The 18,459-nt window shown below is 59.4% G+C and carries 16 protein-coding genes and 1 pseudogene; 6 read left to right on the plus strand and 11 right to left on the minus strand.

Annotated elements, in window-relative coordinates; all coding sequences use genetic code 11:
• Positions 1–12 precede the first annotated feature (12 nt).
• The 3 genes and pseudogenes from ACIPUD_RS14665 to ACIPUD_RS14675 form a co-directional block, all read left to right on the plus strand.
• A complete protein-coding gene (locus ACIPUD_RS14665) occupies positions 13–765 on the plus strand; it encodes a gluconate 2-dehydrogenase subunit 3 family protein (protein WP_446480930.1) in 753 nt (250 codons plus the stop codon).
• A 24-nt stretch (positions 766–789) separates the two neighbouring features.
• Entirely contained in the window at positions 790–2,556 is a 1,767-nt protein-coding gene (locus ACIPUD_RS14670; RefSeq protein ID WP_446480931.1) for a GMC family oxidoreductase, read from the plus strand.
• A gap of 154 nt (positions 2,557–2,710) precedes the next feature.
• Positions 2,711–2,909: pseudogene (locus tag ACIPUD_RS14675) on the plus strand ((2Fe-2S)-binding protein); the annotation flags it as partial.
• Positions 2,910–3,590: 681 nt separating this feature from the next.
• Here ACIPUD_RS14675 and hemC read toward each other — a convergent pair.
• From hemC to ACIPUD_RS14700, 5 genes are all read right to left on the minus strand, one after another.
• Complete coding sequence (gene hemC, locus ACIPUD_RS14680; protein WP_446480932.1) at positions 3,591–4,526, minus strand: hydroxymethylbilane synthase; 936 nt, start codon at positions 4,524–4,526, stop codon at positions 3,591–3,593.
• Between the two features lie 566 nt (positions 4,527–5,092).
• Complete coding sequence (locus tag ACIPUD_RS14685; RefSeq protein WP_085385813.1) at positions 5,093–5,539, minus strand: cytochrome C; 447 nt, start codon at positions 5,537–5,539, stop codon at positions 5,093–5,095.
• A 13-nt stretch (positions 5,540–5,552) separates the two neighbouring features.
• A complete protein-coding gene (locus tag ACIPUD_RS14690) occupies positions 5,553–5,795 on the minus strand; it encodes a hypothetical protein (protein ID WP_085385728.1) in 243 nt (80 codons plus the stop codon).
• Between the two features lie 9 nt (positions 5,796–5,804).
• Positions 5,805–7,121 carry a c-type cytochrome gene (locus tag ACIPUD_RS14695; RefSeq protein ID WP_446480933.1) on the minus strand — a complete coding sequence of 439 codons (1,317 nt, stop codon included), beginning with the start codon at positions 7,119–7,121 and terminating at the stop codon, positions 5,805–5,807.
• Between the two features lie 8 nt (positions 7,122–7,129).
• Positions 7,130–8,530 (minus strand): cbb3-type cytochrome c oxidase subunit I, encoded by a 1,401-nt coding sequence (locus ACIPUD_RS14700; RefSeq protein WP_247297972.1) that lies wholly within the window; start codon positions 8,528–8,530, stop codon positions 7,130–7,132.
• Between the two features lie 801 nt (positions 8,531–9,331).
• On the opposite strand from ACIPUD_RS14700, the gene ACIPUD_RS14705 reads away from it, so the two are divergent.
• Both ACIPUD_RS14705 and ACIPUD_RS14710 read left to right on the plus strand, forming a co-directional pair.
• Positions 9,332–9,850 carry a RidA family protein gene (locus tag ACIPUD_RS14705; protein WP_446480934.1) on the plus strand — a complete coding sequence of 173 codons (519 nt, stop codon included), beginning with the start codon at positions 9,332–9,334 and terminating at the stop codon, positions 9,848–9,850.
• 20 nt (positions 9,851–9,870) lie between these two features.
• Positions 9,871–10,494 (plus strand): hydrolase, encoded by a 624-nt coding sequence (locus ACIPUD_RS14710; RefSeq protein WP_346771005.1) that lies wholly within the window; start codon positions 9,871–9,873, stop codon positions 10,492–10,494.
• Positions 10,495–11,115: 621 nt separating this feature from the next.
• On the opposite strand, the gene ACIPUD_RS14715 is transcribed toward ACIPUD_RS14710, so the two are convergent.
• The 4 genes from ACIPUD_RS14715 to ACIPUD_RS14730 form a co-directional block, all read right to left on the minus strand.
• Positions 11,116–11,985, minus strand: coding sequence for a hypothetical protein (locus ACIPUD_RS14715; RefSeq protein ID WP_446480935.1), 870 nt, complete (start codon positions 11,983–11,985; stop codon positions 11,116–11,118).
• Between the two features lie 123 nt (positions 11,986–12,108).
• Positions 12,109–12,378, minus strand: coding sequence for a hypothetical protein (locus tag ACIPUD_RS14720; RefSeq protein ID WP_446480936.1), 270 nt, complete (start codon positions 12,376–12,378; stop codon positions 12,109–12,111).
• 1,255 nt (positions 12,379–13,633) lie between these two features.
• Complete coding sequence (gene gorA / locus ACIPUD_RS14725; RefSeq protein WP_446481121.1) at positions 13,634–15,109, minus strand: glutathione-disulfide reductase; 1,476 nt, start codon at positions 15,107–15,109, stop codon at positions 13,634–13,636.
• A 116-nt stretch (positions 15,110–15,225) separates the two neighbouring features.
• Positions 15,226–15,603 carry a c-type cytochrome gene (locus tag ACIPUD_RS14730; RefSeq protein ID WP_049824144.1) on the minus strand — a complete coding sequence of 126 codons (378 nt, stop codon included), beginning with the start codon at positions 15,601–15,603 and terminating at the stop codon, positions 15,226–15,228.
• A 762-nt stretch (positions 15,604–16,365) separates the two neighbouring features.
• On the opposite strand from ACIPUD_RS14730, the gene ACIPUD_RS14735 reads away from it, so the two are divergent.
• Positions 16,366–16,560, plus strand: a complete 195-nt coding sequence (locus tag ACIPUD_RS14735) for a hypothetical protein (RefSeq protein ID WP_035992154.1) — start codon at positions 16,366–16,368, stop codon at positions 16,558–16,560.
• Positions 16,561–16,728: 168 nt separating this feature from the next.
• On the opposite strand, the gene ACIPUD_RS14740 is transcribed toward ACIPUD_RS14735, so the two are convergent.
• Complete coding sequence (locus ACIPUD_RS14740) at positions 16,729–17,085, minus strand: cupin domain-containing protein (RefSeq protein WP_446480937.1); 357 nt, start codon at positions 17,083–17,085, stop codon at positions 16,729–16,731.
• A gap of 378 nt (positions 17,086–17,463) precedes the next feature.
• The gene (locus ACIPUD_RS14745) at positions 17,464–18,381 is read right to left on the minus strand and encodes an NADP-dependent oxidoreductase (protein ID WP_446480938.1); all 918 of its coding nucleotides are present in this window, start codon (positions 18,379–18,381) and stop codon (positions 17,464–17,466) included.
• Positions 18,382–18,459: the final 78 nt, after the last annotated feature.

An 18,459-nucleotide genomic window follows, 5' to 3' on the forward strand; every position in this document is an offset into this window, starting at 1 on the left:
AGGAGGTCAGCCATGACCCTCAAACGTCGTGAATTCGTTGTTGGAGCGGGCGTCATTGGCGTCGTCGGCGTAACTGGCGGATCAGTCGTCCCACAACCCGCATCGGCAGAGCATGCGATGCAGATGGGCCCGAAGCAGACTGCTCATGCATCCTCACCCGCACAGACGGCAACTTCCGCACCACCCGAGAAGCGCACTTACACGTTCCTCAATCCCGATGAGGCCACCTGGGTCGAGGCGGCGGTCAATCATATGATTCCGGCCGATGACTTGACGGCCAGCGGCGTCGATTTGGGCATTGCCTATTTCATCGATCAGCAATTGGCAGGCGGTTTCGGGCAAGGCGGTAAAATGTTTATGCAAGGTCCATGGCATCCTGGGGTGCCCCAACAAGGATGGCAGGTTCGCCTCTCTCCTGCGGAAGCTTATCGCGCCGCCATCCCGGCGATCAACGCATACTGCACCAAGGCCTACGGCAAGGACTTTTCATCGATCACGGAAAGTCAGCGCGATGAGGTCTTAAATGATCTCGGCACAGGCAAAGCGGATTCGGGACCGCTTCCTGCTGGCCTCTTCCTTGATCTGCTTTATCAGAACGTGATGGAAGGCTTTTTCAGCGATCCCGCTTACGGCGGCAATCGCGATAAGGCTGCGTGGAAGATGATCGGCTATAGCGGGGCGACCGGGAACTTCGTCGACCTGATCGAGACGACTTACAACAAGCCTTACACCGAACCAAGCCAAAGCATCGCTGACTTGAGCTGATTTTCAGGTCGAAGGAGAGTTCCGATGGCGACGAAGTTGAAACCCGTCGACGCAGTCATTGTTGGCTTTGGCTGGACCGGGGCTGTGCTGGCCAGGGAACTCACAAAAGCGGGACTCAACGTGCTGGCGCTTGAGCGCGGCGGGATGCGCGACACTATCCCGAACTTTGCGGCGCCCATGATACATGACGAATTGCGTTTCGCCATTCGTCATGACCTAATGCAGGACGCCTCCCGCGAGACTCTCACCTTTCGCAACAACGTTGACCAGACGGCGCTGCCGATCAGGCGCTGGGGATCGTTCTTGCCGGGAAATGGTGTGGGCGGCGCAGGCGTCCACTGGAACGGCCAGCACTATCGGTTCGCGCCCAGCGAGTTCAGGATCCGCAGCCACTATGGCGAACGATACGGCAAGACGTTCATTCCCGACCAAATGACGATACAAGATTGGCCGGTTACGTACGACGAGCTCGAGCCCTACTACGATCGCTTCGAATATCTCTGCGGCACCGCCGGGAAGGCCGGCAACCTCAAAGGCGTGATCCAGGAGGGCGGAAATCCGTTCGAAGGGCCCCGTGCGCGCGAATATCCGAATCCGGCGATGAAGCGCAGCTTTCAAATGAAGATGTTCGAGGATGCAACGCGGGAAATGGGGTATCACCCCTATGTTCAGCCATCCTCCGACGTTACGCAGGCCTACACGAACCCTGAGGGTGTGGACATGGGCTCCTGCGTGTACTGTGGGTTCTGCGAGCGCTTCGGTTGCGAAATGTCAGCGAAGGCAAGCCCGCAATCGACGCTTCTGCCACTTCTGCTGAAAGACCCTAGATTCGAACTACGCACGCTTTCTCATGTCACTAAGGTCAATCTTGACTCCGGCCGCAAAAAGGCAACCGGCGTTACCTATATCGACTCGCAAGGTCGGGAGTTCGAACAGCTCGCCGATATGGTACTGCTCTGCGCATTTGGTCTGCATAACGCACGGCTGATGATGCTCTCGGGAATCGGTCGCATCTACGATCCTAAAACCGGTAAGGGTAGCGTTGGGCGCAACTATGCCTACCAGATGTCCAGCAGCGTCACCGCGCACTTCAACGATAAAGTCTTCAATCCGTTCATGGGCGCCGGTGCGTGCGCCATGATCATAGATGATTTCAACTACGACAACTTCGATCATGGGCCGCTCGGCTTCGTGGGTGGTTCTTACATCTGTGTCGAGAGCAAGGGGCAACGGCCGATCGATTTCCGCAACCTGCCACCAGGCGAGCCTCGCTGGGGCAAAGGCTGGAAGCAATCGGTTGCCCACTGGTATAACCGCACTTTCGTGATCGCGTCTTTCGGCAGCGTCACAGCCCAGCGCAGCAACTATCTTGACCTCGACCCGAACTATAAGGACGGCTTCGGCAATCCCCTGCTGCGGATGACGTTCGACTTCAGCAAAAACGATCTGGACATGTCGAAGTACTGCACCGATCGTGCAGCCGACATTGCCAAGCACATGAACCCGAGCAAAATGGGCATCAACTATCGCAAGGGCCCTTATTCGATCGTCCCTTACCAGACGACGCACACGACAGGCGGCACCATTATGGGAGCCGATCCGACGACCAGCGCTGTCAACCGCTATCTGCAAAGCTGGGATGTTCCCAACGTGTTTGTTATGGGCGCCGGCGCCTTTCCGCAAAACCCGTCGCACAATCCGACGGGCACTGTCGGAGCTCTGGCCTATTGGGCGGCCGATGCAATCACAACGAAGTATCTGAAATCGCCGGGGCGCCTGGTCCCGAGCTGAGCACGTCGGACCCGCGCCGATGGCGCCAGCCATCGAGTAGAAAAACGCGACCCCATGAGCACGATCTGAGGTTATTCCGGAGCGGCCGATGTACGCCAAGGTTGGGGCGCTTACGGCCCCTTACCGTCACACGCGATAATATCACTGGTGCAGAATGGCATATGTTCTCACGGTAAACGGCAAGCCGCATACGATGGACGCTGACGGCGACCACCCCGCTGCTGTGGGTGCTTCGCGACATGCTCCAAATGACTGCCACCAGGTTCGGATGCGGTATGGCGCTGTGCGGCGCGTACACGGTGCATCTCGAGGGCGCGGCGACAAGAGCCTTTATCACTCCGATTGACAGCGTCCGGTCACCGAGTGATCACCGCGGAGGTTATTGCGGTCCGGGCATGCGAAAGCATTGGTCCGTATCCGCAATGCGGAACGGTTTCCCAACGTGCCCAAACCTGATATCAGCGCCGCGAGAACGATCTGCTTGCCTTCGTGGCGGATCGTAGAGCTGATCGCGCGCCGCTTCCGCTGGAACGTCGTCCTGCGCGGTGGTCAGCTCTTCACCGAAAGTTTCGAAGGCAACTGGCTCCATAGGCGTGGCGCGCGGGGAGGCCGGACTTCATCGTCTATCGCCTCATTTGGTGCTCGACCGGCTGATGCTGCCCGGATAGCAAAGACAAACTCACGCGCGTAGTTCACCACCCGACCCAGCTACCGGCTGACCTACTCACGATTATCGACATTGATCTTTGGTCTCCGCGGCGCAATCACCCATGCGCAGCAGCATCTGCAACCTGGAAAGCGCCGGTCGTTAGGCCTTTGCGGGGCGAGAGGCCCCCACCGGCCAAGCTCGGTTCCCTGATTTGACGAAGCTGCGGCAACTGCCCTGCGGCACAGGTACAGATCGTTAATGGAGAACGCCAGTCGGGCTTTTGCAATTCGCGCAACAGTAATCGGTTCCACACTGCTCAAGAAGGCCGAGCGCCTGCGCTATGCTGGCTTCCCAAGAGCATAAGTCGTCATGTCAACTAGCGAATTCAGATTGTCCTTTGCTCTTCCACTGTACGGAGCGCAGCCTTCAATATCTCTTCGGCGCCTTGCTGAAGAAGTTTATGCCCGAGACTTCTGCCTATTGCGTCGGCTTGATCGGCCAGACCCACACTTTCATCGGCGATCTTCCTTTGGCCATCCGGATGAGTCACTTGTCCTCGAAGTGTTAATGTCCCGGCGAGCCATGTGGCAGAGACCCCGACGGGGAGGCTGCAACCCGCATCGAGACTTCTCATCAATGCGCGCTCTGCATCCACTTCGGAGCGCGATTGCCGGTCTTCAATCTTTTGAAGCAGCGCTATAAGTGCCGTATCCTCTTCGCGAGCTTCGGCCGCGAGAGCACCTTGACCGACTGCATACGGGAAAACACGAGCGTCTAAAATCTGTGAAGCCTCATGTAGCAATCCTAGTCGGGACAGCCCGGCCGCCGCCAATAGAGTAGCGTCTATTCCCTGTCGGTTCTTTGCCTTACACAGCCTTGGAGAAACGTTCCCTCGGATGGGTCGAATATCGAGACCATTGCATAGATCGAGAAGTTGAGCTTTCCGGCGAATTGATCCAGTGCCGACGCGCAGCCCCGGTTGTAGCTCACTTAGTGTAACGCCACAAATCGCGTCGCGAGGATCCTCTCTTTTGGGAACGGCTGCCAATACCAAGCCGGGCTGCAATTTGGTTGGAAGATCCTTGAGGGAATGAACAACCAGGTCAACTTCGTTGCGCAGAAGCGTGTCTTCGCTCTCCTTCGTGAACGCTCCGATGCCGCCAAGCTGATGAAAGGCCGACCTTCGATCCTTATCGCCAGCCGAACTCACGAAGACCAAGCGTACCTCAGCGGCCGGCTCGACGCCTCGAATAAGATCGGCGACGTGACTGGCTTGCCAGATGGCCAACTCACTACGTCTGGTGCCGAGTCGAATTTCCACAATGAAACCTCTTGCTTCTTCGGCAGTTCGCGAACCTATAGCGTTGCGCAACTAGCTATGATCGGCGCCTGCTCATGTAGCCGCACAGCGTGACTCTGGTGTGGTAGTCCTTGCATAGGTATCTTCTCTCACGCGATATTTCACATCCATCCACAGTCGCCCGCAACGGAGAAGCAGCCAATAGCTCGCAACTTTATAAAGGCACTGGACTAAGTCGAGAAGGGTGCGGGTTCCTCGAGAATGGAGCTTGCGCACCTTTCGGATGTCAAGCGCGCTGAATGCGTCCGTACATCGCTTCAACCTCAAGATCGAGCTCAAACGCCGCAGCGAGCTGCCATCACCTGTTTATACCTAACAATCAAAGGTGATCGACGGCGTCGAAACTTTACGTGCGGCATCACGCTAACTTAAGTGGACGCCTCCGTCTTCAATAGCGGAAGCCTGTCGATGAGACCGCGTGACTTCGCCTCCACGCAATGGATCATGAACGAGCATATTCGTCTTCACACTTGCGGAGATCCGGATGGGTCAGCAGCCACAGCGTTGACCCGTTCGATCTTGGGGCGCTATTTGAATGGATTCATCGAAGAGGAATAAGTTGGTGTCTTCGCGTAATCCGCCGGAACGTTCCAAAGGGTTGCGACATACCAAGCGGTCCAAGCAACGATCAGTAGCGTCAGCACCCACACCCAGACCGGCATCGGCGAGGGCGATTCCGCTCGGTGCGGCTCGAACGGCTCTTCCGCTCCGAATGCGTTGACCATGAGGCGCACGGTACCGTGGACAACGGCACCATCACCAAGCCCGGTGACCGTGATCCCAGGGCCATTGCGGACTTGGAATCGAAGGCGCCGGACCCCGACCTGGCCGGTGGCATCTTGGGCTTCGATGCGCAGGCCGTGCTCGCCGTCGGCAAGGCTCTTGGTGTCGAGCGCTATCTCGGTCGGCGGCCGCTGATCGGCGACCGGATCTGGCGTGTCGTCTAGATAGATGCGGATGCGCGGGTCGGCCACGTGTTGCATTCCTCTAACGGTCGGTGTCCAAGACGCGATATTTTGGATGATTGGGATCCCGTTCGCCGGGATCAATGAGCATCCACAGCGCCGCCACGATGCAGCTGAGGGTCACGAGCCCCGCCCCGCCCGCCACCAGCACGTTGCCGAGTAGTGGTCCGGTAAGACTATGATCGCCAGCAGCAATAGGGATCACAGGCGTAGTGCAGAGATAGCCAAGCGCCGAGAGGATCCAAGCGGTAATCGTATCAGTCATCGTCGCCTCCTATTTCTTGGCACGGAGCTTCGTGATGTCCGCGAGCGTCACCAGCGGCCCGTGGTTGCCCCAGGACGTGCGCTCGTGATTGATGATATCAGCGATCTGCTGATCAGATAGTCTGTCAGCGAACGGCGGCATCTCTACTTCGTACTTCTGGCCGTTGATGACCTTCCCACCAAGGCCGCGCAGCATGGTGGTGATGTGTTCGGCAGGGTCGGTCGCGTTAACGACCTGATCGCCCGCAAGTGGCGGAAACGTGCCGGGCACGCCTTTCCCCTCTGCACCGTGACAGGCGGCGCAGTTCTCGGCGAACAGCTTCGATCCTTCCGCGGGATCGAATGTCGGTGCCGGAGCCGCTATCGCCGAGACCTGTTTCGGCGGCGTCTGCTGCTTCTGCAGTGGTTCGTTGGCGCGCGCCGCGACGACATCAGCCGCGCTGATCAAGGCACCATGATTGCCCCATGAGGAGCGCTCGTGGTCGATGATATCGGCGATCTCCTGATCCGACAATTGATCCCCGAACGCAGGCATCGGAGCTTCATATTTTTGGCCATTGATCACGTGTCCGCTAAGTCCATGCAGCACAGCCCCGATGTGTGCCGTCGGATTCGCGGCGTTAACCACCGGATCTCCGGCGAGCGGCGGAAACGTTCCCGGCACACCCTTGCCTTCCGCGCCGTGGCAGGATGCGCAGTTGTTGGCGAACAATGCTGCACCTTTGCTGGCATCAAACCCTAGCGGCCCGCTCGAGCGACTCAACGGCACGGCGCCGGGCTGCGTTGGAGCTAGCGCGGGCTGCTTCAACGACAACAGATAAGCCACCAGCGCCTTGCCGTCTTCGTTAGGAATCACGGTACCGCCTGGCGCGAACTCAGGCGGCAATGACACCGCTTTCTCTGCGGGGGGTACTTTGTCCACAACGCTGAATAGCCAAGGGAACGCTGGCATGATCGATTGCGGCACCACTGCGCGCGGCTGATAGAGATGGATGAACTGCCATATGCTGCTCGATTGCCGCGCGCCAATATTGCTCAAGTCCGGTCCGTTACGCTCCGAACCTAGCAATTCCGTGGTCTGGTAAGCATAATCGCCCGGTGCCGACGGACGGCCAAAGGGTTTATCTCCAGGGAGGGGGCGTACTTGCTGGGTATGACAATAGAAGCAGCCTTCGGAGACATAAACATCCCGCCCTCGCGCCTCTAGGGGGGTCAGTGGCTTAAGGCCCGGCGTCGGCGGTACGTTCGATAGCCAGATGCCCGGCAGCACGCCCATCAGAACCGCCAACCCGGTGTAGACCAGCGTTGAACCGCCGGAAATCGCCAATAACCTATTCATACCGACACCGTCTTGGCTGCGGCAAGCTCGGCGTAGGACCTGCCGTAGGTCATTGTCCAGACATTGAAAGCGAAGACGAGATGGCCGGCGAACATCATCGAGCCACCGACGGAGCGCCACAACCAATATGGCGCGGCATCTTCGACCGACTGGATGAACGTGAGCCCTCGAAACCAATCGAGTCCCTGAATGGTTCCTGCGGCCGACAGCGCCGCAACGTAGATGACAACACCGACTGCAGAAAGCCAGAAATGGATGCCCATGGCCAGGTTGTACGGATACTTGCCGGTGGCGCGCGGCAAGAGTGCATAGACTCCGCCCCAGATCGCGAAGGTGACGAAGCCGTACATCGTCAGGTGCGAGTGCCCTACCGTGTAATTGGTCAGATGCCACAGCTGCTGCAGCGAGCGGAATGCCTCCAATGTGCCTTGCGTCGAACCCAGTAGATAGCCGTAGACGGCGACCAGGATGAACACCGCGGGCGAGCGATATATCCATTCGTGAGTCCCCCGGAAGGTGAGAAGGAAGTTCGCGGTGCCGCTCAGCACAGGAACCAGCATGGCCACGCTGAAGACGATGGCCGTAGTCTGCAGCCACCACGGTAATGGACTGAATTCAAAATGATGGGCGCCAACGATCGGATAGAAGATGAGATTGGTCCAGAATGCAAAGACGCCAAGAGAATACGAATAGATCGGGCGGTTCAGGAGCTTCGGCAGCGCATAATAGGACACACCGAGCGATAGGGGCGTGAACCATAGTCCGACGGCGTTATGCATGAAGAAGGCCTGTACCGCGACCTGACCCAGTCCGAACTGGTACCATGGCAGAAGCGACACCACGACCATGACAATCGTCCACAGCGTGCCTCCGATAGTATACCAGTTAGAAATGTAGATATCCTCGGCATCCCGCTGCTCGACAGTGGCGATCATATTCCAGACCGCAGTGATCAAACCAAGCCCGAGGATAACGCGAATCCACCACAGCCACTCGCGATACTCCTGGCCGTAATTGAAACCGAAATCGAGTGTAACGGTGCCCAGTACAGCGGCGAGATTAAGGAGCGCAAGACTGATCCATGCGAGGCGCTCGCTGTAGAGCCGCGCGCCCGAACTGCGCGCTGCCACGAACAGCGCAAGTCCGATCAGCGCCTGGCTCGCCCAGGCATAAAATGTTCCGTTGGTGTGGATCGCCCGCAGCCGTCCAAACGACAGCGCCGGCGTCGTCGCAAAATCCGGATAGGCGAACTTAAAGCTGACTAAGAGTCCCACGGCCGTGGTCAATACGAGCCAGATTGTCGCCGACGCTACGTAAGCCGCTAACACCCGCGCCAGAGCGGGGTCATCCGGAGCGGCTGTCCGAAGCGGAATGGCCTTAGCGGTGTATGACATCATCCGACTCTCCGTCCCCTCGACGTCGTTGTCCAGCGTTGCTCCAAAGCGCGCCCGACCCGCAGAATGCCCTTGCAACGCCGGCGAAGGAAATCACCTCTCGCCATCAATTCGATAGACGATCGTTATTGCCGCCGCGCCGCGTGAATCCGCAGCGAGGACCGTCACCAGAGGCACATGCAGAGATTTCCGTTGGCTGCCTGGGAGCAATCCAGATCACGGGTGGCAGCGCGCCGCCTCCTCGACCATGACGCCGCTCCTACGGTGGATTTCGCGCGCCACGATCAAGCTGTTTTTGCATCCCCAGGTCTGGTGTGGTGGCACAGCTATTCGCCGGGCCCGCCGCTCCATCTGAGCTAATCCGACGAGTTAGGTCGTCTTTTGGCCCCAACCGAGACCTTCAGTTCACTCTGACGAATATCCGTTTAAAAGACATTTTCCGCGAAGCTTCGAATACAAGCGTCGCGACCGACCAGGTCGCATCTGCGCGGCTTGCGCGATGCACGCATTCACAAGCCTGTCACCGTTCGTTCCACGTATCGGCGCGAGTGGGATGTCTCACTCAACTCTCCTTTGGCTCGTCTTCGTTTTTCAGCGCGGGCGACCATCGGACTCTCTGCAGGCGGGACTGGTGGCATTCCCCGTTACTACATCACGCGGCGAGACGGCGCTAACGATGGTCTATCGAATCTATGACGAGAGGTGATTTCCTTCGCCGGCGTTGCAAGGTCATTCTCCAAAGCATCGTCCTACCGACGGTCAGTGCCGCCATCGAGACGGGATTGAGAAGCCAGGAGGCTCAGTATGCAACGCGACGAGATAAATGCCGCCGCAACAATTTATAAGGAGGCCGCCTATTTTGATGTGCCGTGGGAAGATGCCTACGGGTACGCACAGGCGATCACGGTTGGTGACACCATCCATGTCTCCGGTCAGCTCAGCCACGACGAGAAGGGGAATCTAGTCGCGCCTGCTTCTCTCGATGAATCCGGCAAACCGGCCGAGTTTTCGATGATGGAACAGCAGATGCGGGCGACGTACGCCAATGCCGCCAAGCTTTTGGCGCGCTTCGGGGCGACGTTGGACAATGTCGTCGAGGAGACGCTGTATGTCCTCGACGTCGGTGCCGCATTCGCCGTTGCGGGCAGGGTGCGCAAGGAGGCCTACGGCACGGCACGACCTCAGTGCGCCAGCAACCTGATAGGTGTGCTGAGACTGGCCTTTCCTGAACAACTCATCGAGATCACCTTTACCGCTAGGCTGTCGGAACAGAAGCGAAGCCACCTTGATAACTCCCCGATGTCCCGAGTTAACGAAACATGACACAAGGACCTGAAACGGCGATGCCCGACATCCTGATCGAGCCGAAGGACTGCACCTTGGTGCTGGTCGATCAGCAAGCCGGGCTTGCTTTCGGCGTCGGCTCGATCGATCGCCAGACGCTTTTGAACAACGTGATCGCTCTAGCGCGCACTGCCACCGTTTTCGGCATGCCGATCGTGGCTTCCACGTCCGCCACAAAGGTCTACAGCGGTCCTCTGATGCCAGCAATCCACACTGCGATTCCTGAAGTAGTCGCGATCGAGCGCCGCAACATGAACATGTGGGAGGACCACGCTGCGCGCGCTGCTATCGTGGCGACGGGACGACGGAAGCTGATCTTTTCGGGGCTGTTGACGGAAGCGTGTGTGACTTTTCCGGTGCTCTCCGCTCGCGCGGAGGGGTATGAGGTGCACGTCGTCGGCGACGCTTGCGGCGGGCTCACTCCGGTCAGTCACGATCTGTCGATGCGACGGATGGAAGCGGCGGGCGCGAAGCCGACGTCGTGGATCCAGGTCCTTCTGGAACTCCAGCGCGACTGGACCCGGCACGAGACCTATGACGGAGCGCGAGCTATCGTGGAGGCTCACGGCGGCGGATACGGTATCGGTTTGGCCTATGCACGGGATATGATCAAGCCTACGTAAGAAATGCGCCGATTATCCATCGGCCCGCGCCACGAGCCTGGGCTGCCGCCCACGCCCCGCGAGAGAGCGCGCGTGAATTAATCTTGATCCCCGAAGCCGCAAATCAGCGCAACCAGCAAGCGACCCCTTCTGGCCAGATCAACCGCTTGGCTGCCTCGATCTTCAAGTCGGAAAGACGCTTCTTGTGAGCCACACTGTTGGTGTCCTTGAAGGCGGCCGAGAAAGGACTGGCCGTGAGCGGCACAGCAGTTGTCGATTGGTTTCGGTAGCTAGCCGTCCACTTGGCCGAGTAACCGCTGGGCTGGAGCTCGCGAAAAAGCTCGCTAGGGCGGCTGAGCGTTCCGGCGGAGACCCTGAGCGGGTCTCGAAAGTTGCGATGCGGATACAAACCCTTCGGCTAATTGGGGAGGGCTGCTGCCGCGAAGCAATCGGCATGTGCACCCGCTTGATTCGCCGCGGTAATGGGCACGGACCGTCGGAAAGGTTGTTCGGGCGAGCGCTAGGGTCGACGTCCAGCGAGCCGCTCACACGACCGAGACTGTTTCGGAAATCTAGCGTGAATATTCCGATCGCTTGGTTGGCTTTGCTGGAATCCTCAATCGGTCCTCAACATGGTACCCGCTAGTCTTGCCCAAGCGGGCCCACCGCGCTCACGCTGCCCGCGGCCCCCATAGCTTCAGCCGACTTGGTCGATATTGCCGGCTCTGGATTTGTCTTGGTCGCGACCGCGCTGCTTACGAAGCGCCCCCGCACCGGTTTGGGCGTCAGCTCGACCACCGCTGCCTTGTTGGCCGGCTGATCATGCATACGGGTCGTGACCAGCCCGGTGAGTCGCAACTCCTCCTGCGACAGTTCATGCAGATCTTCCCAGGGCGGCACGTTCAGCGACAGCGACAACAAATCACCCGCGCCGCCCATGTCGAAAGTGTATTTCGCGAGACGACCGATATCGCGTTCCACGATCATCAGATCATCCGCGCTGTAGGTCGCGGCTTTGGCATCATTGGCGCGGTCACCGATCCAGATCTGATGCACCCGAACATGGGCGGCCTCGGGCACGAAACGCGTCTTGCCCGAGAGCAGCAGGAACACGCACATCGATTCGCAATAAGCCACGGGAGCCTTGTCGGAAGGAGCGCTCTGTGCAGTGTTGGTCTGAACGCTGACGCCAACGGTGGTCAGCGCCCCCAGATCGCGCCAGCGCCGCCCGAGCGCGATCGCTTCATTGACCGCACCGCCGCTGGAATTCAGCACGATGGTCGCACCGTCAAGTTGTCGACCTAGCGCGAATTCGTCGAAAGCCCTCGGAGTATCGGCGGTCACGATGCCGACCGCGCTGACCCAACCTCGGCAATTCGGCTGGCAAGCAATCCAGCTAAACTTCATCGGCAATTTGCGCAATTCGAGGGTGACCCCGGCGCCCGCCGAACCAGCCGGCATCGTCGCCGGGCCGAGCAATGCGATGCAAATGGCGGCGACGCCGTGCCGCATCCAGCCTCGAGTTGCCACCCAACTATTACGGGCAGAGGTTACAATACATGTCGCCAGATTAATCGAGAGCGAGACGGCAAACAGGATACCCCATAGGACGAACATGTTAGAACCTTGGCCGGGTTATCGAGCCGGGCTTGCCGCGTCGCAGGGGCGTATGTACACCGGCGGCGGCTGATGCTGCCCCGGCAGCGGTACGGCTTCAGAATCTACTAGCCAGGCCTGATGGTTGGTGCGCCGTTTAAGGCCGGGGCCGCGCATGTAGTGCAGCCCGGGGCGGTAACAGTCGCGCACGTCCATGAACAGATTGTGAACGACCTCGGCGATGTCGGAGGCTGACTTAGCCGTCTTGAGGACAAAACCAAACAACGCGGAGTTATCTATGATTGTCATGGGTGAACTCTGGCCATCGTCTTGCGGTTCGATAAATCGGTGCGGCTGTAGCCCAAGCGTAGTCACGAGGAGATTGCCAACACCATTGCACAGAAGGTTGATCCGAGTGGTACTTCGGCTGAGAAGAGCATACCTAAGTCTAGGAGATGCGCTGGCACGTCCTACCTCGGCCGAGCGAAATCGGTCGATCAGCCGGATGACGCTGTTGAAGTCGGATGATTAATCAGAGGCCGCGCGCCGCATAGAGTCATGAGTTGGCGATCGCTGCAGCTTGGCGAGCCGTGGACTGATGCTTGATGTATGTGAGCTTGCCACAACCGAGTTAACGCAAGGGCCTTGAAAGCCTGCGCAATCGCGTAGCGACGGACCCATTCTGTGCTCCGTTTGCTCGGGCAGGGAGATGCGGGTTTGAAATGCAAATACTTCGCTTCGTGTCGACGACATTGGCTTCAATCATCGTGGGCTGGCCGTTGTGGCGCCCGCTATCGGCCCGGCATACAACACCGAATGCGACCAGATAGGTTCATCGAGATAATTGATCCCGACGGAATATACCCATTGCCTTCGACCAGCGGGACGTCACCAGGTCGAACCCTGTTGAGTAAGCCCCTCGCGCGCATCTTCAAGATGAGCGGCAGATGGGAACGTCGCAGCTGCCCGGCAGCTGCCTTACACAGTCGGGGCAGGCGGCTTTCGAACCTCGGTGTCGCAGTGTCAGGCGACCTGCTCGATCACGAGTCCCCTTGCGTTGAACGAGCTCACGGCGCCGGTGCCGCGCCAGCTCAGCAAGACTCTCGGTGGAGGTAGTAAAATGTCGATCGAGACGAAAACCTTGCTCCTTTCCCACCAAGGGTTCGGTGTCGACGATGGCGGGCACCTTGCGTTAGAGGTTGACGGTGCGAATTGACAGCGGTTTTGCTCGCCCCTGCTCGTGTCGACTCCGATAGGAGCCCATACGTTATCGCCACTGCTCCACGACTTTGGCTGATTGGGCGTCGTGTGGGACTAGAAGAACTCATCGCGCTCACCTTCGGGATTGCGGACTGTTGGCACGCAAGCGCAAACACGCGGCGAGTCGTGGGGCAGGTGGTTCAGGCATCCTGCGCGACACTGCCTGCGCACTCCTCACTGGCGCGGGGTGGCGCTATCGATTTCATTCCGCCTGTATGAGGCCTGCAGCATTTAGTCTAGATTAGTGAGCTGCTCGAAGGTCCGCGGCTTTCCGATCGGGCCTTCCGAATACGCGCCGCTGGCATCAGACGGCAGCGCTTGGGACGAGCGGTGTCGACGCGTCGCGCCGATCGTACCGCACCGTCGGAGTCCGCATTGCGACGATCTCCTCACCTACCGTCGGGTGCACGGCCATAACTGACGCGAAGTCTTTCATGTTAACTCCGCTGCGGATCGCTATGGCGAGCACCTGGATCATCTCGCTGGCCTCTTCGGCGACGATATGGACCCCGAGGATCCGGTCCGTTGCGCAATCCACAACGACCTTCAGAAGCGCGGTCTCGCAATCGCCCGTCACGGCGGCCTTCAGTGGCCGAAAGCGAACCTTGTAGACGTCGACGGCAGGATACTGCGCCCTCGCCTCCAGCTCCGTCAGGCCAACGGAGCCGATCTCCGGGCTGGAGAAGACCGCGGTCGGCACATTGGAATAGTCGACCTGCCACGCTTTCTTGCCGAACAGGCTGCCGGCGAACGCGTGGCCCTCGCGAATCGCGACGGGCGTCAGGTTGAACTGGTTCGACACGTCACCCACAGCGTAGATGCTCGGAATATTCGTGCGGGAGCTCGCATCGACAATGATAGCGCCGTCTGCCCCAGTCTTGACCCCGGCGCGGTCGAGCCCGAGCGCGGTCGTGTTCGGCGTGCGGCCGATGGCGAGCAGCACCTGGTCGGCCATCAACCTTCCGCCCTGTTCGGTCGTAACGTCGATCCTTCCTGCATGGTCGCCGTCGCGGACGTCCCCGTCCCGCCGTTCGAGGCGGCGGATGCTGTCGCTAAACATCCGCTTAATGCCACGGTTCGTGTAGGACCCAGCGACCGCCTGGCGCACGTCCTCGTCAAAGCCGCGCAAGACATTGCTTCCGCGGCAGACGACAGTGACGTCGCTTCCCAGCGCGGCAAACAGGCCAGCAAACTCCATTGCGATGTATCCGGCGGCGACGATCACAAGTTTTCTCGGGAATGTCTTCAAGTCGAAAACGGCATCCGAGGTGATGCCGAGCTCGATGCCCTCGAAGCGAGGCAATTCAGGCCGTGCGCCTGTCGCTATCAGGATCGTGCGTGCCCGTACGCGACGGCCGTTTTTGAGGAGGCGCACCGTATTTGCGTCCTCGAGCACGGCGCGAGACCTCACCACCTCGACGCCTGCACTTTCCTGACCGGTGCCGTAGAGCCCTTCCAGGCGTGTGATCTCGCGGTCCTTAGCGGCGATCAATGACGGCCAGTCGAAATGTGGGACCGACAAGCGCCAGCCGACTCCTGCGGCTTCCTCGAACGTGCCGCTGAAACGGCTCGCGTAGACGAACAGTTTTTTTGGTATGCAGCCGCGGATGACACACGTTCCTCCCAGCCGGTACTCCTCCGCGAGCATTACTCTCGCGCCATGTCCCGACGCGACGCGCGCAGCGCGGATCCCTCCTGACCCACCACCAATCACGAACAAATCGACATCGGACTCCGCTTCCCGAGAAGGCTCTGAAACCTCGGCGGCTTGTCTCGACACGCCTGGGGGCTCCTGAAATGCTTCTGTATCGCTCAACTCAGGAATCTTTTCTGTGCGGGACCGGAATGCTCTCATGTCCGCGCAGGCGCATTGCTGACGCTTGTTTCAAGAAGCTGCTACTTCAACGTAGCAAGATAGGCAACCAGGTCTGCCCGGTCCCTCGATTCCTTCAGCCCCGCGTAGGGCATCCTGTTTCCGGGAACCACCTTCTGTGGCGATTCCAGATATGCATCGAGGATCTTTGCCTCCCAAACGATGCCGGAATTCTTGATAGCGTCACTGTAGCTGAAGCCGGGAACCGTACCTGCCGTTCTGCCTATGATTCCTTCCAGGCCCGGCCCGATGCGATTATCGTGATCCGTGGCATGGCACGCAGCGCAGGCTTTGAAGATCGCTTTGCCGTGCTCGGCGTCCTGTGCGTAGCCGGGATTCGCGGTTGCTCCCGCAAGTACGAGCACCGCAATAAACGCGCCGATCTTTCCTGCGCTTTCCATTGGCAACATCCTTCCTTGGATCGGGTTCAGAAGTAGCACGGCAGCGCAATGTAGTTGTCGCCTGCCTCGGTGATAGGCGGCGATTCTTGCTACAGGGGGCGAAATTGGAAATTCCATTTGGATATGCATTCGATAGGCGAGAGATATCGTCGCCCAAGAGCGCTATGCGCGCCGGCGTCCGGCGAGTGTGGTACTGCACTCGGGATGTCGGGCGGTGTATGAGGACATGAATGAGCACTTCGCGATGACCCAATGTCGGCTCGCAACACCAGGACAACACCATGCGTCGCGCCCCGATCCGTGCCCCGGCCGGATAGCTCTTGCGGCGTCCTGTCGAGCGGGTGACGCGGCTCCTAGTTCGTGACTGCGAGCGCGCCGTCGTCCCGGGGCATTTCAAGCCGGCTCGTTGTACGTCTCGTCCGAGCACCCTAAGCTTTCGTATCATCGCAACGCCCTGTTTGGACTTCCCCAGCTCAACCTGTGCTCAATTGATCCGTTAGTGGCGATCCTCTTAGTGTTGGAGCATCCGACTTGCACACAGGCTAAGGGGAAGACAATGCCTTACCGCTTCGAACGTCTTGGGTCTGACAAGGGCAGGCAACGCGCAGTCTGTGAGGGCGACTTTGGTCTCGTCCGGCATTATTCATGGCGAACGCCGCTTTGCTCTAAGAAGTGCATCGATCGCTTCAAGGCACACCAGAGTGACCACAATGGGTTCCTGATCGCTTTCGACCAAACGCCCGAAGACCGCACGAGCGCGTCATGAGGAATCAGATTTCACGACGAGGCAAGGAATGCTTGAAGGCAGCGCAGACATTGCTGCGCACTGCCGAAACCATCACTGACCAAGCTGTTGCGATTCAGCTTAAGGCTCTTGCCGACTACTACGAGCGGCGAGCCGAGAAGGCTTCGCTCGACGATGCAGCCAAGGCATTAGCTCGATCCGCAGACCGCTGAATACGACGGGCATACATGAGCTGACGGGCAGCCTCCCCAGCGGCGATCTCGCCCACGGGACCGCAGTTCAGCCGCAAGCCGAGCGTGGGGCCACGCGAACAGCAGCCCTTTTGGAGGGCCGGTCTTGCACGCCGCGAGCCTTAGGCGCTGCCGAGTGCGTATCAAGCGTTATTTGATGGGAGTGGTGAACGCTTTGTCATTGGTGTCGAGGACGAAAACAGCGAGCAGCTTCGCCGGCTCGGTCGTGCTCACGTTGCGGCTGATCGAATGGGTCACACCGGGCGGTTCGGACCAGCTCTCACCTGCCCGATAGATACGCATTTCGCCATCGTTCACCTTCGACTCAATCGCGCCCGAAACCACATAGGCGTCGATGAAGGCTGAGCTCGCGTGGGTGTGGGGCGCGGAATCTGCGTTGGGTGCGTAGTCGACTTCCAAGGCGATCAGCGACTTGCCAGGTATGTTAGGAATTGCAGCCACGCAGTTCTTCGTGACGGTTTGCGCTTCGGCATCACGGACGTACATGGGGCCGGCCATCAAGATGGCGAGGGCGGCGCAGTTGGGGGATGATGGTACGGATCTTCATGGGCTTTCGGTGTCGGTCGCTTTCGCTTACGCCATCATCTAGGTCCCGAGGGGTTTCACACCGTACTTAGGATAGTAGCTATTCCTGATTTCGTCCTGACTTCGAGGAGGGTGGGCAAAGACATGGGCTGGAGACAGCAACTGGGTGATAGAAGCTGTCTCGATTTTGACAACGTGATCAACAGGACATTCTTGGCCATTCGTCACGCGAACTGAGTTGGCGATCATCAAAGACTTGTCATGGTCAGGCGGCAGTATCAACGCACGGCCCTTGAATCGATAACTGCGCCTCTGGAACCCTTCGCCTTTTCTGTTTCCTCACGGACGAACTCGGATGATGGTTTTCCCGCTGGTCCGCTTGGTCGAATTCAAACCGGCGACGGCATCCTCGATGGTCGCGATGTTGCCGATGTTTGTACGCAGTCGTCCGTCCCGCACCCGCTGGACGATCTCACCCAGTTGTCGGCGATCAGACACGAGGACAAAATCGATCGCCCGGCCGTCGGTGGGCCGCGCCTCGATCGGCCCGGCGATGGTTACCAGCGTTCCTCCGGCTTGAATCAGGTCCGCGGACCGCTTCGCGATGTCGCCGCCGATGACATCGAAAACCAGATTGACTCTGCCGACGTCTTCGAGGACGTCGTTCTGGAGGTCGACGAACTCCTGCACGCCGAAGTCGAGCGCCTTCTGGCGGTCGGCAGCGCGTCCGGTGCCGATGACGTAGGCGCCGGCCTCACGTGCGAGCTGCGCCACCATCGAACCGACTGCGCCGGCCGCGCCGTGCACGAGGACGCTCTGCCACGCCCCAATGCGGCCGTGCACGAACAGCCCCTGCCACGCGGTGAGGCCCGGCATCGCTACGGCCGCACCCACCGTGAAATCGACGTCGCCCGGAAGCGGCGCGAGGTTGCGTGCCTCCACGGCCACATACTCAGCCAAGGTCCCTCCGCGATACGAGTCCGACAGACCGAACACCCGTTGTCCCACCGACAGCCCGGTCGTGCCATAACCGAGAGCGGTGACGACACCCGCCAGCTCCTGGCCGGGAATTGTCGGCGTCCGGTCACGGTCGAGGCGATCGGTCCAGGTCGAAGGCCATGTCAGCTCACCGGAGGTGAATCCCGACGCATGAACCTGAACGATGACCTCGTTTATCGCCGCGTGCGGCTCGGGCTGCTGCATCAGTTTCATCCCGGCCGTTCCCGCAGCCTGGTCAGTCACAACGATCGCCTGCATGATAATTTCTCTCCGATCATTTGTCTCTTTACTGGATGTGCTCCGGCGAGAACCTGAGCTCGCGCTCGGCGGTACGGT

The sequence above is a fragment of the Bradyrhizobium sp. CAR08 genome (assembly GCF_052871955.1).

Coding starts and splice junctions, on each gene's coding strand:
- ACIPUD_RS14665 (WP_446480930.1), top strand. CDS start 13: ATGACCCTCAAACGTCGTGAATTCGTTGTTGGAGCGGGCGTCATTGGC.
- ACIPUD_RS14670 (WP_446480931.1), top strand. CDS start 790: ATGGCGACGAAGTTGAAACCCGTCGACGCAGTCATTGTTGGCTTTGGC.
- ACIPUD_RS14690 (WP_085385728.1), bottom strand. CDS start 5,795: ATGACTGATACGATTACCGCTTGGATCCTCTCGGCGCTTGGCTATCTC.
- ACIPUD_RS14700 (WP_247297972.1), bottom strand. CDS start 8,530: ATGATGTCATACACCGCTAAGGCCATTCCGCTTCGGACAGCCGCTCCG.
- ACIPUD_RS14705 (WP_446480934.1), top strand. CDS start 9,332: ATGCAACGCGACGAGATAAATGCCGCCGCAACAATTTATAAGGAGGCC.
- ACIPUD_RS14710 (WP_346771005.1), top strand. CDS start 9,871: ATGCCCGACATCCTGATCGAGCCGAAGGACTGCACCTTGGTGCTGGTC.
- ACIPUD_RS14715 (WP_446480935.1), bottom strand. CDS start 11,985: ATGCGGCACGGCGTCGCCGCCATTTGCATCGCATTGCTCGGCCCGGCG.
- ACIPUD_RS14720 (WP_446480936.1), bottom strand. CDS start 12,378: ATGACAATCATAGATAACTCCGCGTTGTTTGGTTTTGTCCTCAAGACG.
- ACIPUD_RS14730 (WP_049824144.1), bottom strand. CDS start 15,603: ATGGAAAGCGCAGGAAAGATCGGCGCGTTTATTGCGGTGCTCGTACTT.
- ACIPUD_RS14735 (WP_035992154.1), top strand. CDS start 16,366: ATGAGGAATCAGATTTCACGACGAGGCAAGGAATGCTTGAAGGCAGCG.
- ACIPUD_RS14740 (WP_446480937.1), bottom strand. CDS start 17,085: ATGTACGTCCGTGATGCCGAAGCGCAAACCGTCACGAAGAACTGCGTG.
- ACIPUD_RS14745 (WP_446480938.1), bottom strand. CDS start 18,381: ATGCAGGCGATCGTTGTGACTGACCAGGCTGCGGGAACGGCCGGGATG.